The 16,761-nt window shown below is 61.9% G+C and carries 13 protein-coding genes; 2 read left to right on the top strand and 11 right to left on the bottom strand.

All coding sequences use genetic code 11. From position 1 onward, the window contains the following. Nucleotides 1-96: 96 nt before the first annotated feature. From QF045_RS08855 to QF045_RS08820, 8 genes are all read right to left on the bottom strand, one after another. Nucleotides 97-1,098: a PleD family two-component system response regulator gene (locus QF045_RS08855; protein WP_306491878.1), complete on the bottom strand. Its 1,002-nt coding sequence runs from the start codon at nt 1,096-1,098 to the stop codon at nt 97-99. Nucleotides 1,099-1,150: 52 nt separating this feature from the next. Beyond that, complete coding sequence (locus QF045_RS08850) at nt 1,151-2,161, bottom strand: chemotaxis response regulator protein-glutamate methylesterase (protein WP_306491877.1); 1,011 nt, start codon at nt 2,159-2,161, stop codon at nt 1,151-1,153. Next, nucleotides 2,158-4,431 (bottom strand): hybrid sensor histidine kinase/response regulator, encoded by a 2,274-nt coding sequence (locus QF045_RS08845; RefSeq protein ID WP_306491876.1) that lies wholly within the window; start codon nt 4,429-4,431, stop codon nt 2,158-2,160. The genes QF045_RS08850 and QF045_RS08845 overlap by 4 nt, the downstream gene beginning before the upstream one ends. Next, complete coding sequence (locus QF045_RS08840) at nt 4,428-5,129, bottom strand: chemotaxis protein CheW (RefSeq protein ID WP_306491875.1); 702 nt, start codon at nt 5,127-5,129, stop codon at nt 4,428-4,430. The genes QF045_RS08845 and QF045_RS08840 overlap by 4 nt, the downstream gene beginning before the upstream one ends. After that, nucleotides 5,126-6,385, bottom strand: coding sequence for a CheR family methyltransferase (locus tag QF045_RS08835; RefSeq protein WP_306491874.1), 1,260 nt, complete (start codon nt 6,383-6,385; stop codon nt 5,126-5,128). Before QF045_RS08835 ends, QF045_RS08840 begins: the two co-directional genes overlap by 4 nt. Then, nucleotides 6,382-6,894, bottom strand: a complete 513-nt coding sequence (locus QF045_RS08830; RefSeq protein ID WP_306491873.1) for a chemotaxis protein CheW — start codon at nt 6,892-6,894, stop codon at nt 6,382-6,384. Before QF045_RS08830 ends, QF045_RS08835 begins: the two co-directional genes overlap by 4 nt. Further along, nucleotides 6,894-8,516 (bottom strand): methyl-accepting chemotaxis protein, encoded by a 1,623-nt coding sequence (locus QF045_RS08825; RefSeq protein ID WP_306491872.1) that lies wholly within the window; start codon nt 8,514-8,516, stop codon nt 6,894-6,896. The genes QF045_RS08830 and QF045_RS08825 overlap by 1 nt, the downstream gene beginning before the upstream one ends. Before the next feature lie 147 nt (nt 8,517-8,663). Further along, nucleotides 8,664-9,371 (bottom strand): tellurite resistance TerB family protein, encoded by a 708-nt coding sequence (locus QF045_RS08820; RefSeq protein ID WP_306491871.1) that lies wholly within the window; start codon nt 9,369-9,371, stop codon nt 8,664-8,666. A 302-nt stretch (nt 9,372-9,673) separates the two neighbouring features. On the opposite strand from QF045_RS08820, the gene QF045_RS08815 reads away from it, so the two are divergent. Continuing rightward, a complete protein-coding gene (locus tag QF045_RS08815; RefSeq protein ID WP_306491870.1) occupies nt 9,674-11,299 on the top strand; it encodes a glucan biosynthesis protein D in 1,626 nt (541 codons plus the stop codon). Between the two features lie 125 nt (nt 11,300-11,424). Here QF045_RS08815 and QF045_RS08810 read toward each other — a convergent pair whose 3' ends face one another. The 3 genes from QF045_RS08810 to QF045_RS08800 form a co-directional block, all read right to left on the bottom strand. Further along, on the bottom strand, nt 11,425-11,610 hold the full coding sequence (locus tag QF045_RS08810; protein ID WP_306491869.1) for a hypothetical protein: 186 nt from the start codon (nt 11,608-11,610) through the stop codon (nt 11,425-11,427). A 301-nt stretch (nt 11,611-11,911) separates the two neighbouring features. Then, nucleotides 11,912-13,018, bottom strand: coding sequence for an NADH:flavin oxidoreductase/NADH oxidase (locus QF045_RS08805; protein ID WP_306491868.1), 1,107 nt, complete (start codon nt 13,016-13,018; stop codon nt 11,912-11,914). A gap of 136 nt (nt 13,019-13,154) precedes the next feature. Then, nucleotides 13,155-15,056 (bottom strand): potassium transporter Kup, encoded by a 1,902-nt coding sequence (locus QF045_RS08800; protein WP_306491867.1) that lies wholly within the window; start codon nt 15,054-15,056, stop codon nt 13,155-13,157. Between the two features lie 287 nt (nt 15,057-15,343). Here QF045_RS08800 and rimO point away from each other — a divergent pair, with 287 nt between their 5' ends. Further along, nucleotides 15,344-16,684 carry a 30S ribosomal protein S12 methylthiotransferase RimO gene (gene rimO / locus QF045_RS08795; protein WP_373424424.1) on the top strand — a complete coding sequence of 447 codons (1,341 nt, stop codon included), beginning with the start codon at nt 15,344-15,346 and terminating at the stop codon, nt 16,682-16,684. Nucleotides 16,685-16,761: the final 77 nt, after the last annotated feature.

The raw sequence follows: 16,761 nt of genomic DNA, 5'->3' as shown, positions 1-16,761 counted from the left end.
ACCGGCAAACGGCTGGAAACGGCAGTCCGCCTGGTCGAAAAGGCAGGGATTTGTACACAATCCCAAGCCCACATTTGGCTTTGAGCCGGCCTTGAGTTATTCGATACCCACCTGATTGCGCCCATTGTGCTTGGCCGTATACAACCCCTTGTCCGCCGCCATGATCAATTGTCGGCAATCGGTGCCTTGCACCGGCGTCAGGGTCGACAAGCCAATACTGATGGTCAGGCTCGCCCCTTCAGCCGGCGCGATATGCGGGATTTTCAGCGCGGCCACGGCCATGCGCAGTTTCTCGGCGACCAGTCGCGCACCGCCCGGCGAGGTATTGGGCAGCACCAGCGCGAATTCTTCGCCGCCGTAGCGTGCCGGCAGGTCCGAGGGACGGCTGCTGGCTTCGCGGATGGTGGCGGCGACCTTGCGCAGGGCTTCGTCGCCTTCGACGTGACCGAAGCTGTCGTTGAATGTCTTGAAGAAATCCACGTCGATCATCAGCAAGGAGAGCTGGGTCTGATCGCGCATGGCACGACGCCATTCCAGCTCCAGGTATTCATCGAAGTGCCGGCGGTTGGACAGCCCGGTCAAGCCGTCAGAGTTCATCAGCCGTTGCAGCACCAGGTTGGTGTCCAGCAATTGCTGTTGGCTGACCCGCAGCGCGCGGTACGCCGCGTCCCGCTGCAGGAGGGTCATGTAGGAGCGCGAGTGATAGCGAATACGCGCCACCAATTCGATATTGTCCGGCAGCTTGACCAGGTAATCGTTGGCCCCTGCCGCAAACGCTGCACTCTTGATCAGCGGGTCTTCTTTGGTGGACAGCACGATGATCGGGATGTTGGCCGTTGCCGGGTGATTGCGGTACTCACGCACCAGGGTCAGGCCGTCGAGGCCGGGCATGACCAGGTCTTGCAGAATAACCGTCGGCTTGATGCGAATCGCCTGGGCGATCGCCTGGTGCGGGTCGGCGCAAAAGTGGAAGTCGATGTTTTCTTCGTGGGCCAGGCCGCGCCGCACGGCTTCGCCGATCATGGCCTGGTCGTCGACCAACAACACCATGGCGGCGTTTTCGTCGGTCTTGAAGTCGTCGAGCTGTAAATCATTCATGTGCAGTCACCTGAATTACTACCTGCAAACCAGCACGGCGGGAGGTTGTCGATCATTTTGCAAAGACCTCCAGCAATCGGGGCGCAATTCTATCCAATGGGCGAATTTCAACAGCGGCATCAATCGCCGCCGCTGCTTTGGGCATGCCATACACCGCCGAGCTGAGCTGGTCCTGGGCGATGGTCAAATATCCTTGTTCCCGCATCAACTTGAGGCCTTGGGCCCCGTCGCGCCCCATGCCGGTCAGCAATACGCCGACGGCGTCACCGTTCCAATGGCTGGCGACACTTTCAAAAAACACATCGATCGAAGGCCGGTAGATTTCGTTCACTGGCTCTGCGGTATAGGCTAGCGTGCCATTTTTCAACAAGCGAATATGGTGGTTGGTACCGGCCAGCAACACCACGCCACTTTGCGGCGGCTCCCCTTCACGGGCCAGGCGCACAGGCAGGCCGGATGCACTGCTCAACCACTCGGCCATACCGGCGGCGAACACCTGATCCACGTGCTGCACCAGTACGATGGCGGCGGGAAAGTCACGCGGCAAACCCTTCAGCAGCATTTCCAGGGCGGCCGGGCCACCCGCAGACGAGCCAATGGCCACCAGGCTTTGCCGCTTGCTGGTACTGCGCTGCGGTGCGGTTTCGGCGCGCACGCGACTGCCACGCTGGCCGACCAGCCAGCCAATGTTGAGGATCTTGCGCAACAACGGCGCTGCCGCATCCCTGGGGTTTCCCACGCCCAGCGCCGGCGTGTCGACCACATCCAATGCGCCATGTCCCATGGCTTCAAAGACACGGCTGACATTGGCCTGACGGTCCACGGTGACGATCACAATCGGGCAAGGCGTGTCGGCCATGATCTGACGGGTGGCTTCCACACCGTCCATCACCGGCATGATCAGGTCCATCAGGATCAAGTCGGGGGTCACCTCGGCGCACCGCTGCACCGCCTCCAGGCCATTACCGGCCACCCACACCACTTGATGGGCCGGTTCGAAACTCAAGGCGCGACGCAACGCCTCGACGGCCAAGGGCATGTCATTGACGATCGCAATCCTCATGCCCGGGCGCCCCCAATCAACTCCACCACCGCGTCGAGCAAGGCGTCGTCATGGAAGCTGGCTTTGGCCAGGTAATAGTCGGCGCCGGCGTCGAGCCCACGGCGTCGGTCTTCTTCACGATCCTTGTAGGAAACCACCATCACCGGCAACGATTGCAGGCGACTGTCACGGCGCAAAAGTGTGACCAATTCAATACCATCCATGCGAGGCATATCAATGTCAGTGATAAGCAGGTCGAAATCTTCGGAACGCAATGCGTTCCAGCCATCCATGCCATCGACCGCGACCGCCACTTCATAACCGCGATTGAGCAATAACTTGCGCTGCAGCTCACGCACGGTCAGCGAGTCATCCACCACCAGCACCCGCTTGCGTGGTGCCTCGGCGGCCTGCTGGCTGCGCCGGGCGATACGTTCCAGGCGGCCGGTGTTGAGCAGTTTGTCCACCGAGCGCAGCATGTCTTCCACGTCGACGATCAACACCACCGAGCCGTCGTCGAGCAAGGCTCCGGCGGAAATGTCCTGGACCTTGCCCAGGCGATCATCCAGCGGCAACACCACCAGCGTGCGCTCGCCAATGAAGCGTTCCACGGCAATTCCGTACACCGCATCGCGCTCGCGGATCACCACCACTTTCAAAGTATCCGAAGGGGTTTGTCCCGGTGGGCGCTGCAACAGCTGACTGGCGGCGACCAGGCCAACATGTCGGCCCTCGTGCCAGAAATGCTGGCGACCTTCCAGTTGCACAATGTCTTCAGGCGCCAGGTCGCACATGCGCTCAATGTGCGCCAGCGGGAAGGCATAAGCCTCTTCGCCGACTTCCACCACCAGGCTGCGCACCACCGACAAGGTCAGCGGCACCTCCAGATGAAAGCGACTGCCCTGCCCCGCCGTCTGCTCCAGCACCACTGCGCCGCGCAGTTGACGCACCATGTGCTGCACCGCATCCAGGCCCACGCCGCGACCGGATACCTCGGTGACCTTGTCGCGCAAGCTGAAACCGGGCAGGAACAGGAACGTCAGCAGTTCCTCCTCGCTCAGGCGCAGCGCGGTTTCCACCGGGGACAAATGCCGGTCGACAATCGTGCCGCGCAGCCGCTCGAGGTCGACGCCGTTACCGTCATCACTCAATTCCAGCACCAGCAGGCCGGCCTGGTGCGACGCACGCAGGCGAATCAAGCCTTCCGCCGGTTTGCCCGCCAGCAGTCGCTGCTCGGGCATTTCGATGCCATGGTCGACGGCATTGCGTAGCAAGTGCGTCAGTGGCGCCTCAAGCTTTTCCAGCACGTCGCGGTCGACCTGAGTCTTCTCCCCTTCGATTTCCAGGCGCACTTGCTTGCCCAGGCTGCGACCCAGGTCGCGCACCATGCGCACCTGCCCGGCCAGCACATCGGCAAACGGGCGCATGCGGCAGGCCAATGCGGTGTCGTAAAGCACCTGGGCCCGCTGGCCGGCCTGCCAACCATATTCGTCGAGCTCGGCGTTCTTTTCCGCCAGCAGCGCCTGGGCTTCGCTCAACAGGCGGCGGGTATCGGCCAGCGCTTCCTGGGCCTCGAGGCTCAAATCGACGACCTTGAGGTGGCCATCCAGGACGTCCAAGGCGCGCAGGCTGTTGCTTTGAAGACGTTTGAGGCGCTGCATGCTGGCCAGGTAAGGCTTGAGTCGCTGGGTTTCCACCAGCGACTTGCTCGACAGATCCAGCAGGCTGTTCAAGCGCTCGGCCGTGACCCGCAGCACGCGCTCACCGCCCTCGGTCATACGCTTGCCCTGGCGCGGCGGCTCGCTCATCACGGCAGGCGCAGGCTGAGGTTCCGGCGGCAGTGCTTCGATCTCCGGCGCCGGCGCTGGCTCGGGTTTCGGCGCGACCATGGCGGCAGGCTGCGACGGGTCGAGCAAGCGCTCCATCAGCGCCACATAGGCCTGGATATCCGCCGCCCCAACGTCATTGCCCGGGGTGGCGATACGCATCAGCAGGTCCGTGCCCTGCAGCAGCGCGTCAATATGCTCGGGCTGCAGGTACAACCGGCCTTCCTGGGCGCTGACCAGGCAATCCTCCATGACATGGGCCACGCTGACGCCTGCGTCCACGCCAACAATCCGCGCCGCGCCCTTGAGCGAATGCGCGGCGCGCATGCAGGCCTCGAGCTGGTCGGCCTGGGTCGGGTTGCGCTCCAGGGCCAGCAAGCCTGCGCTCAATACCTGGGTTTGCGCATCGGCTTCCAGGCTGAACAATTCCAACAGCGAGGCATCGCGCATCTGGTCGGGGGTCATGCGAGGCTCCGGGTCACGGCGGACAGCAATTGGGCCTCGTCCAACCAGCGCAGGCTGCGGCCTTTCCACTGCAAGACGCCTTGAGTGAAGCGCGCGCTGGCCTGGGTACCGGAGGCCGACGCGGCGTTCAAGGTGCGCTCATCGATGGCATGGATGCCATCCACTTCATCCACCGGCACGACCACCGGGCCATCCTGCGCGGCGATGATCAGCATGCGCGGCATGATGCGCCCGCCAGTGGCGCCGGTACCGCTGCTGTCCAGCCCGAGCAACTCCACCAGCGACAGGCAGGCCACCAATGCCCCGCGAACGTTGGCCACCCCCAGCAATGCCCGGGAGCGCTGGTGCGGCAACGAGTGGATCGGTTGCAATGGCGCCACTTCCACCAGGCAGCGGGTGGCGATGCCAAGCCACTCTTCGCCGAGGCGGAACATCAGCAACGAGCGGGTGACCACCTGGTTATCGACGGCTTCAGCCGCCTGCGCACGACGGTCATCCTGTTGCAGCGCATAGCGGTCGAGCAGGCGCGTGGCGGCGGCGGAATACACCGAGCAGTTACGGCAATGGATGTGGTCCGCCAGCAGCGGGCAGGATTTATCGCCATGAATGCCGATGCGGTTCCAGCAGTCGTCAATGGCTTGGGTTTCGGCCAGGGTCAGGTCAAGACCTGAGGTATCGAGCGCGTCAGGGCTACTCATCGTTTGGACTCACTGTCAGCTCGCTCGCTACGCGCGGCGCGCGCCTGCAAACGGCGCGCCCCCGCACTGTCGCCCTGGGAGTCGAGCAACGCGGCCAGGTGCATCAAGGCCTGCGGATGCTGCGGTTCCAGGTATAAGGCTTTGCGGTAATAACTCTGGGCTTCTTGTGCGCTGCCGGCTACATCGCTGAGCAAGCCCAGCCAGTAGAACACCTGTGCAGCCGGCGGATGGCTGCTCAAATAGCGCTCGCAGGCAGCACGGGCCTCGGCGCTTTTGCCTTCATTGGCCAGGCTGGCGATCTGGTCGAGTAACTCGCCGGCCTCCGTGTGCGGCGCCTTGACCGGCGTCGGCTGGGCGCTGAGCGTACTGAACGGGCGCGACTTGAGCGCTACCGGCGCCGAACTGCGCTGCGGCCTGGGGACCGGCGTCGGTACAAACACCGGGGCGGGGGCGACCGGCTCCACATGCCGACTGAAGGCAAAGGACTGCGGCACCCCAATCGAGCGCATGCCGTGGCGCCCCAGCAAACTGCCTTCGGCCGGGCCGATAAACAGCACGCCGTCGACATGGGTCAGTTCCTTGAGCACATCGAAGACTTGCTTCTGGGTGGGCTGGTCGAAGTAGATCAGCAGGTTGCGACAAAACACGAAGTCGTAGGTGGGCTCGTTGGCCAGCAGGGCCGGGTCGAGCAGGTTGCCGACTTGCAGGCGCACCTGTTCACGCACCCGGTCATTGATGCGGTAAGCACCGCCGTCCTCAGTGAAATGGCGGCCGCGAAACTCGATATCGGCGCCGCGAAACGAGTTCTTGCCGTACACGCCGCGGCGGGCGCGTTCCACGGACAGCGGACTGACGTCCATTCCCTGCACCTTGAATTGGTGCGGCGCCAGCCCGGCGTCGAGCAAGGCCATGGCGATCGAATACGGTTCTTCGCCGGTGGAACACGGCAGACTCAGAATGCGCAAGGCACGCATCTGCTTGATCTCGGCCAACCGCGCTTGCGCCAGGCGGGCCAAGGTGGCGAAGGACTCGGGGTAGCGGAAAAACCAGGTTTCGGGAACGATCACCGCTTCGATCAGCGCCTGCTGCTCGTCATGGGAGCTGTGCAAGAGCTGCCAGTAGGCATCCGCCGTCTGCGCCTGAGACAACTGGCAACGCTGGCGTACCGCGCGCTCGATGATCGCCTCGCCCACCGAGGCGACGTCCAGGCCGATGCGTTCCTTCAGGAAGGCCGAGAAGCGCGGATCACTGCTCATAGGCTCAACTCATTGGAAAACAGCAAGGCGCGCACGTCATCGGTCAACAGCTCGGCCACGCCAATCCATTGCATCAAGCCCAGCGCATCCTCTCGCACCGGCCCCAGGTAGGGCGCCTGGCGGTTATCCAGGCCATAAGGCTGAAATTCGGCGGGGTCGCAACGCAGGGTGTCGGTGGCCTGCTCCAGGATCAGCCCCAGCCAACGCGGATCGCTCCAGGGCTGTGGCTGATAATTGACCAGCACCAGCCGCGTGCTGGTGCGGGCTTGGGCCGCGGCGCCGAATGTCAGGGCGCTCAGGTCGATGACCGGCACCAGCGCGCCGCGGTGGGCAAAGATGCCCGCCACCCACACAGGGGCATGGGCGATGGGTTTGAGCGGCAGGCGCGGCAGCACTTCGACCACTTCGGTCGCCTTGAGGGCAAAGCGTTCACTGGCGATGTGGAACACCAGGAACAACGCCTTTTTCGCTGCCGGGACGGCGCCGCGTTTAGCCGCGAGGTCGCTCATCAGACTTTGAAACGCGACACGCCGCTGCGCAGACCGACCGCAACCTGGCTCAGTTCATCGATGGCAAAGCTGGCCTGGCGCAGGGACTCCACGGTCTGGCTGCTGGCATCGCCCAGTTGCACCAGAGCGTGGTTGATCTGCTCGGCGCCGGTGGCCTGGGCCTGCATGCCTTCGTTGACCATCAGCACGCGCGGCGCGAGGGCCTGCACCTGATGGATGATTTGCGACAGTTGTTCGCCCACCTGCTGCACTTCGAACATGCCTCGGCGCACTTCTTCGGAAAATTTGTCCATGCCCATCACACCCGCCGACACCGCCGACTGGATCTCACGCACCATCTGCTCGATGTCGTAGGTCGCCACGGCGGTCTGGTCGGCCAGGCGGCGTACTTCGGTGGCGACCACGGCAAAACCGCGCCCGTATTCACCGGCCTTCTCGGCCTCGATAGCAGCGTTGAGGGACAACAGGTTGGTCTGGTCAGCCACCTTGACGATGGTCACCACCACTTGGTTGATGTTGCCGGCCTTTTCATTAAGGATCGCCAGCTTGGCGTTGACCAGGTCGGCCGCGCCCATGACCGAGTGCATGGTTTCTTCCATGCGTGCCAGGCCTTGCTGGCCGGAACCGGCGGCAACCGAAGCCTGGTCGGCGGCGGTAGACACCTCGGTCATGGTGCGCACCAGGTCCTTGGAGGTGGCGGCAATTTCACGGGACGTGGCGCCGATCTCGGTGGTGGTGGCGGCGGTTTCGGTGGCGGTGGCTTGTTGCTGCTTGGAGGTGGCGGCAATCTCGGTCACCGACGTAGTGACCTGCACCGACGAGCGCTGCGCCTGGGACACCAGGGCGGTCAGCTCGGTCATCATGTCGTTGAAGCCGGTTTCGACCGCGTTGAATTCATCCTTGCGCTCCAGGTTCAGGCGCTTGCTCAGGTCGCCGGTGCGCATGGTTTCGAGGATGTCGACGATGCGCTTCATCGGCGCCATGATCGCGCGCATCAACAACAGGCCACACAGCGCAGCGGCGAGAATCGCCAGCAGCAGCGAGACGCCCATGCTGATCTTTGCCGCCTCGACGGCATTGTCGATGGCCGCAGTGGCGTCGTCGGCGACCTGTTTGTTTTCCCGGATAATGTCATTGAGCTTGGTGCGGCCTGCGACCCAGACGGGCGTCAACTGCTCGTTGAACAACCTGAGTGCTTCGGCGGCGTTGTTGCTCTGCTGCGCCTCAAGCACTTTGGCGAGGGCCTGATTATAGCTCTGGTGCATTTTTTCGAAGGCATCGAACTGGGTACGGTCCTGCCCCAAACTGACCGTCTTGGTGTAGCTCACCATGTATTGCTCAAGGCGCTCTTCGAACGCTTTGTAGTCCTGTTTGTCGTCGTCGGAAATGCCCTGATTCCTGTGAATCCCTACCAACTCCTGGGTTTGCAGGTAGCTGTCGACCCAGGCGCTGCGAATCATCGAGCTGAAAAACACGCCAGGCACGGCGTCGTCGCGGACCAGGTTCTCGCTGGTTTCGATTTTCAACAGCCGCGAATACGAGAGCACGACCATCAACAGCATGATCGCGATAATTACCGCAAAGCTCGCCAAAATCCGTTGGCGCAGGGTCCAGTTCTTCACAGTAATTCCTCGCAGGGCCGTTCAAATGGAGGAGAGTATAGCTGAGCAGTGGCGTCTATTAATCAATGGTTTTCGGGCCGTGGAGAACATTGTGGGCAGTAGCGCCGCCATTGCAGCAGACGCCCCTGACCCACGTGCGAAAACGGGTTATATGCTCAGACGCACCTGCTTCTCCAGTTCTACCTTCAAGCCCGGCTCCAGCTTCAGTTGGCGCGCCAGTTCGTCCAGGTAGGCCTTCTCCATGAAGTTTTCCTCGTCCACCAACATCACGCTGGCGATGTACATCTCGGCGGCCATTTCCGGCGTGCTGGCGGCACGGGCTACGTCGGCCGGGTCGAGGGGTTTGTTCAATTCGGCGTGCAGCCAGGTTTGCAGTTCGCGGTCGTTGTCGAGTTTGGTGAACTCGCCTTCGATCAAGGCACGCTCACGCTCATCCACATGCCCGTCGGCCTTGGCGGCAGCGACCAGCGCCTTGAGAATGCCCTGGCTGTGTTGCTCGACCTGGGCTGGCGGCAGGCGGTCGATGGTTTGTGGCTCGCCTTGGGGTGCGCTGGCCTGCTGCGCCTGCCAATTGCCGTAAGCCTTGTAGGCAATCACCCCCAAGGCGGCCAGGCCTCCGTAGGTCAGGGCCTTACCGCCGAATTTTCGCGCTTTTTTATTGCCCAGCAGCAAACCCATGGCGCCCGCCGCCAGCGCACCACCGCCCGCGCCACCGAGCAAACTACCAAGCCCACCGCTGCCAAGCAGCCCGCCGAGCGCACCTTTGTCGGTTGATGGGCGTTGGCCGCCAGCCTTGTTCTGCAACATGTCCTGACCAGATTTGAGCAACTGATCGAGCAATCCACGGGTGTTCATTCACAACCTCCAGACACTTGGGTTCGTAGGACCAATAGGCCCCCAGCGTAAAACTAAGTGCCAAAAAGCCCCTATCTAGAGTGCTTCCAGATGTAACGTCCTACCCTGCATCTGAAATGTCTTGTTGCACTGCGACGCCATCATCCCGCCATCAATGATTTTTCCTTCATCATCGAACCGCTTAAGCTATCCGGCGTCTGTTTATTGTCCGTTGCGTTTGGCCGAAGGCATGTCCGAACCGTTATTTCTGATCCATTACGTGCCAGGAACGGCGCGGGATTTGCTCACGACAGGTTGTCTCTATGCATCGCAGGAATTTGCTCAAAGCATCCATGGCCATTGCGGCTTACACCGGTTTGTCGGCCAGTGGCCTGCTGGCCGCGCAGGCCTGGGCCGGGAACCGTGCCGCCGATGGCAAGGCGGTGGCATTCGATTTCGAAGCGCTCAAAGCCCAGGCCAAGCAGCTCGCCGGCACCGCGTACAAAGACACCAAACAGGTGCTGCCGCCGACCTTGGCGACCATGACGCCGCAAAATTTCAACGCCATTGGCTACGACGGCAACCACTCGCTGTGGAAGGAGCTGAAGGGCCAACTGGACGTTCAGTTCTTCCACGTCGGCATGGGTTTCAAGACGCCGGTGCGCATGCACAGCGTCGACCCCAAGACCCGCGAGGCCCGCGAGGTGCATTTCCGCCCTTCGCTGTTCAACTATGAAAAAACCACGGTCGACACCCAACAGCTGACCGGCGATCTGGGTTTTTCCGGATTCAAACTGTTCAAGGCGCCCGAACTGGACCGTCATGACGTGTTGTCGTTTCTGGGTGCCAGTTACTTCCGTGCCGTGGATTCCACCGGCCAGTACGGCCTGTCGGCGCGCGGCTTGGCGATTGATACCTACGCGAAAAAACGTGAAGAGTTTCCTGACTTCACGCAGTTCTGGTTCGAAACCCCAGACAAGGACGCCACCCACTTCGTGGTCTACGCCCTGCTCGACTCGCCCAGCGCAACCGGCGCCTACCGCTTCGACATCGACTGTCAGGCCAATCAAGTGGTGATGGCCATCGACGCGCATATCAACGCGCGCACCGCCATCGAACAACTGGGTATCGCGCCAATGACCAGCATGTTCAGTTGCGGTACCCACGAACGCCGCATGTGCGACACCATCCACCCACAAATCCATGACTCGGACCGCCTGGCCATGTGGCGCGGCAATGGCGAGTGGATCTGCCGTCCACTGAATAACCCGGCCAAACTGCAATTCAACGCCTTCGCCGACACCAACCCCAAGGGGTTTGGCCTGGTGCAGACCGACCATGAGTTCGCCAGCTACCAGGACACCGTGGACTGGTACAGCAAGCGCCCAAGCCTGTGGGTAGAACCCACCACCGCCTGGGGCGAAGGCTCGATCGACTTGCTGGAAATCCCGACCACCGGCGAAACCCTGGATAACATCGTGGCCTTCTGGACCCCGAAAAAACCCGTGGCGGCCGGTGATTCGCTCAACTACGGCTATAAGCTCTACTGGAGCGCCCTGCCGCCGGTGAGCACACCGCTGGCCCAAGTCGACGCGACCCGTTCAGGGATGGGCGGATTCACCGAAGGTTGGGCCCCGGGCGAGCATTACCCAGAGGTTTGGGCACGCCGCTTTGCCGTGGACTTCAAGGGCGGCGGCCTGGACCGTTTGCCAGCCGGCACGGGCATCGAGCCGGTGGTCACCTGCTCCCACGGCGAGGTCAAGGATTTCAGCGTGCTGGTGCTCGATAACATCAAGGGCTATCGCATTCTGTTCGACTGGTACCCCACCAGCGACAGCGTCGAGCCGGTGGAGCTGCGCCTGTTTATCCGTACCCAGGACCGCACCTTGAGTGAAACCTGGCTGTATCAGTACTTCCCGCCCGCGCCGGACAAGCGCAAGTACACCTGACATCCTGCCAGTCAGTTAAGAAGCAGCAAAAGCGAGCAATCATCTGTGGCGAGGGAGCTTGCTCCCTCGCCACAGATACGGTGTTCCCTTGACTGACGGGCATCGTGGTGAGCCCGCTTCGTCATTCAGAACCGCGACACGGTTTTCATCGCCCCGATCAGATAGCGCATCGCTACCTGGTCGTTCTCGGTCAGGGCGCGATAATGCGCCAGCAATTCCACCTCATCCGAACTCAACCTGCGGCCACGCAAGGACATCCTGCGGGTCAGAAAAGATACCACCACACCCGCTACACCATAGGACTTGGCCATGGACTGCTTCTCCTGATATCGATCCCAATACTCCTGCTGCCCATACCCGCCTGCCGTGAAGCGCACTGCTCCATGGGCGAACCGACTGACTTCCTGGGCTGGAAGTCAGGCTTACCTTAAAGCGTAGAAACAATCTGGTTACGTGTGGGATTTTTTTAGAGTATTCACTTAAATAATTACTTTGGTAATAAATACCTACAGTCGATTCCCACGCATTCGCGGCTTAAATCAGCCTTCTTCATCTACACGAGCAAAAAAAACCCACCGGATCAAAGTGGGCTCTGTACGAAAAAGCGTGGGGTCAATCCCTGAGATCCGACTCATGAATTGGCTGGTCGCGGTGCGTTGCCCGCTGATATTGCGCCGGCCAGGTCGCCTTGCGTCCGCCCAGGTCATCGTCGGCATGCAGCGGCCAGTACGGGTCGCGCAACAGCTCGCGGGCGAGGAAGATGATGTCGGCCTGACAGGTGCGCAGGATGTGTTCGGCCTGGGCCGGTTCGGTGATCATGCCAACCGTGCCGGTGGCGATACCCGACTCTTTGCGCACACGCTCGGCAAAGCGCGTCTGGTAGCCGGGGCCGGTGGGGATTTCGGCGTTGGCGGCGGTGCCCCCGGAGGACACGTCAATCAGGTCCACGCCGAGGTCTTTCAGGCGGCGCGCCAGTTCGACGGTTTCATCCGGGTTCCAGCCATCTTCCACCCAGTCGGTGGCTGATACGCGCACAAACAGCGGCAGGTCCTGAGGCCAGACTTCGCGTACCGCGCGGGTCACCTCCAGCACCAGGCGGATGCGGTTTTCGAACGAGCCGCCGTACTGGTCCTGACGCTGGTTGCTGATGGGCGACAGGAACTGATGCAGCAGGTAGCCGTGGGCGGCATGGATCTCCACCACTTCGAAGCCGGCCGTCAATGCACGCTTGGCGGCGGCGACAAAATCGGCGATCACTTGCTGGATCTGCCCTTCGTCCAACGGTAGGGGTTGGGTGTGCTGCGGGTCGAATGCGATGGGCGATGGGCCTACCGGCACCCAGCCGCCGTCTTGTGGCTTGACGCTGCCATGCTTGCCGAGCCACGGCCGATAAGTACTGGCCTTGCGCCCGGCGTGCGCCAACTGGATACCGGCCACCGCGCCTTGCGCCGCAATGAAGCGGGTAATGCGTTGCAACGGTTCGATCTGTTCGTCTTTCCACAACCCGAGGTCCTGGGCAGTGATGCGGCCATCGGCGGTCACGGCGGTGGCTTCGGTGAAAATCAGCCCGGCACCACCGACGGCGCGGCTGCCCAGATGCACCAGATGCCAGTCGTTGGCCAGGCCGTCATCGCTTGAGTATTGGCACATCGGAGACACCGCGATGCGGTTGAGCAGGGTGAGTTGACGTAGGGTATAGGGTTCCAGCAGCTGACTCATGGCGCACCTCTTCGGGTTCTGTGGGCAAGCTCCAAGGCTCTCTTGCATGGTGCTTAGAGCCTAGTCGACAACAACCGATTGCACAGGGTTCAGAAGTAAACCGGGAGCCGATTGCCGGCTCCCGCAGTGCAGCGCGTTACATTTCGACCTGGGTGCCCAGCTCGATCACCCGGTTGACCGGGAGTTTGAAGAAGCGCAGGTTGCCGTTGGCATTTTTCAACATGAAGGCGAACAACGCTTCGCGCCAACGGGCCATGCCTTTGATGCGCGAAGCGATCACGGTTTCACGGCTGAGGAAGTAGGTGGTGCGCATCGGGCTGAAATCCAGTTCATCCAGGTGGCACAGCTTCAGCGCCTCGGGCACATCCGGCTCATCGGTAAAGCCGAAGTGCAGGATCACGCGGAAGAAACCTTCACCATGGGCATCCACTTCAAAACGCCGCGTCGCGGGCACACGCGGGATGTCTTCGTAAACCACCGTCAGCAGCACCACTTGCTCGTGCAGCACCTGGTTGTGCAGCAGGTTGTGCAACAGCGCATGGGGCACGGCGTCGGGCCGCGCGGTGAGGAACACCGCCGTGCCCTGCACGCGGTGGGGCGGCTGCACGCGGATACTGCTGATGAATATCGGCAGCGGCAGGCCGCCTTCGTCGAGGCGCTCGACAAGCAGTTGCTTGCCGCGCTTCCAGGTGGTCATCAGCACGAACAGCACGATCCCCGCTAATACCGGGAAGGCGCCGCCCTGGATGATCTTCGGCACGTTGGCGGCAAAGTACAGCCCGTCCACCAACAGGCAGCAGAGCAACACCGGCACCGCCAGTATCGGTGGCCACTTCCATAGCAGCAGCATCACCGCGGACACCAGGATGGTGGTCATCAGCATGGTGCCGGTCACCGCCACGCCATAGGCTGAGGCCAGCGCACCGGAGGATTCGAAGCCCAGCACCAGCAGAATCACGCCGACCATCAGCGACCAGTTCACCGCGCCAATGTAGATCTGGCCCTGTTCGGCGCTGGAGGTGTGCTGGATGTGCATACGTGGGATATAACCCAGCTGGATCGCCTGGCGCGTCAACGAGAACGCACCGGAAATCACCGCCTGGGAGGCGATCACCGTGGCCAGGGTCGACAGCACCACCAGCGGGATCAGCGCCCAGCTCGGCGCCAGCAGGTAGAACGGGTTGCGAGCCGCTTCCGGATCGCCCAGCAGCATGGCGCCCTGACCGAAATAGTTGAGCACCAGCGCCGGCAACACCAGGATGAACCAGGCGCGGGCGATGGGTTTGCGGCCGAAGTGGCCCATGTCGGCGTACAGCGCTTCGGCACCGGTCAGTGCCAGCACCACCGCGCCAAGGATGGCCACGCCGATGCCAGGGTGAGCCTCGAAGAAGCGCACCGCCCACATCGGGTTCAACGCGCTGAGCACTTCGGGGTGCAAGGTGATGCCATACACGCCCAGGCCCCCCAGCACCAGGAACCAGGTGACCATCACCGGCCCGAACAGCTTGCCGATACGGTCGGTGCCGTGTTTCTGGATCAGGAACAGCGCCACCAGCACCACCAGCGCCATGGGCACGACCCATTTTTCCAGGCCGTCGAATGCCAGCTCCAGGCCTTCGATTGCCGACAACACGGAGATCGCCGGAGTGATCATGCTGTCGCCGTAAAACAGCGCCGCGCCGCACAGGCCGCACACCACCAGAAAGCTGCGCAATTTCCTGCGCGTGCCTGCCGCGCGGCGTGCCAGGGCGGTCAACGCCATGATGCCGCCCTCGCCCTGGTTATCGGCGCGCAGCACGAACAGCATGTATTTGATCGATACGACCCAGATCAGCGACCAGAAGATCAGCGCCAGGATCCCCAATACGCCGTCATGGTTGACCTGCACCCCATAACCGCCGTTGAACACCTCTTTAAGGGTGTAGAGCGGGCTGGTCCCGATATCGCCATATACCACCCCGACAGCTGCTACCAGCATGCCAATCGGTTTAGCGTTCGAATGCTCGGCACCCGCTGCCTGACTGCTTGCCTGACCCATCAACCACTCCTGCCCTTTGACCTGAGGTCTCTTATAAACAACGTGCTCAAACTGACCCTAGCATGCGCTGTTTTACTTCTCGTAACAGACGTTTTGTTGACGTTAGGATTTTACCTGCGCGCAACGGCGCGAAGCATAGCGCAGCACTCGTCGCATTTCCCTGCATAAAGCTGGTCAAGCGCGTTGCCCGCCGCTAGAATTGCGCACTTTTTGATCAGAGGCGCACCGAGCGCCCGTCCGCTGCCTGCCCTTCACGGTGGCGGCGTCATTCGATACCGAGGTTAGACATGTCCACCACCATCGCAAAAGCCAACCCCAAGGTTGGCTTTGTTTCCCTGGGTTGCCCGAAGGCTCTGGTCGACTCCGAGCGCATTCTCACGCAACTGCGCATGGAAGGGTATGACGTCGTGTCCACCTACCAGGACGCTGACGTGGTGGTGGTCAACACCTGTGGTTTCATCGACTCGGCCAAGGCTGAGTCCCTGGAAGTGATCGGCGAAGCCATCAAGGAAAACGGCAAGGTCATCGTGACCGGCTGCATGGGCGTGGAAGAAGGCAATATCCGCAAGGTTCACCCAAGCGTACTCGCCGTGACCGGCCCGCAGCAGTACGAGCAAGTGGTCAATGCCGTGCACGAAGTGGTGCCGCCACGTCAGGACCACAACCCGCTGATCGACCTGGTGCCGCCGCAGGGCATCAAGCTGACGCCGCGCCACTACGCCTACCTGAAGATTTCCGAAGGCTGCAACCACAGCTGCAGCTTCTGCATCATTCCGTCGATGCGCGGCAAGCTGGTCAGTCGCCCGGTCGGCGACGTGCTGGACGAAGCCCAGCGCCTGGTCAAATCCGGCGTGAAAGAGCTGCTGGTGATTTCCCAGGACACCAGCGCCTATGGCGTCGACGTGAAATATCGCACTGGCTTCTGGAATGGCGCGCCGGTGAAAACCCGCATGACCGAACTCTGCGAAGCCCTCAGCAGCCTGGGCGTGTGGGTGCGCCTGCACTACGTCTACCCGTACCCGCACGTGGACGAGCTGATCCCGCTGATGGCCGCCGGTAAAATCCTGCCGTACCTGGACATCCCGTTCCAGCACGCCAGCCCTAAAGTGCTCAAGGCCATGAAACGTCCGGCCTTCGAAGACAAGACCCTGGCGCGCATCAAGAACTGGCGCGAAATCTGCCCGGAACTGATTATCCGCTCGACCTTCATCGTCGGCTTCCCCGGCGAAACCGAAGAAGACTTCCAGTACCTGCTGGACTGGCTGACCGAGGCCCAGTTGGACCGCGTCGGCTGCTTCCAGTACTCGCCGGTGGAAGGTGCTCCGGCCAACCTGCTGGACCTGGCCGTGGTGCCGGATGACGTCAAGCAGGACCGTTGGGAGCGTTTCATGGCGCACCAGCAGGCGATCAGCTCGGCACGCCTGCAACTGCGCATCGGCAAGGAAATCGAAGTGCTGATCGACGAAGTCGACGAACAAGGCGCCGTTGGCCGTTGCTTCTTCGATGCGCCGGAAATCGACGGTAACGTGTTTATCGACGATGCCAGTGGTTTGAAGCCGGGCGACAAGGTGTGGTGCACCGTCACCGATGCCGACGAGTACGACTTGTGGGCTGAAAAGCGAGACTGATTGCCGATAACGTAAAAAGCCCTGCACCTGATCAAGATGCGGGGCTTTTTTACGTCTATCGTTTGCCAAATCGCCAT

The organism is Pseudomonas sp. W4I3, from assembly GCF_030816195.1.
In the GTDB taxonomy this organism is placed as follows: domain Bacteria; phylum Pseudomonadota; class Gammaproteobacteria; order Pseudomonadales; family Pseudomonadaceae; genus Aquipseudomonas.
This window is presented reverse-complemented; position numbering and strand designations above follow the sequence as displayed.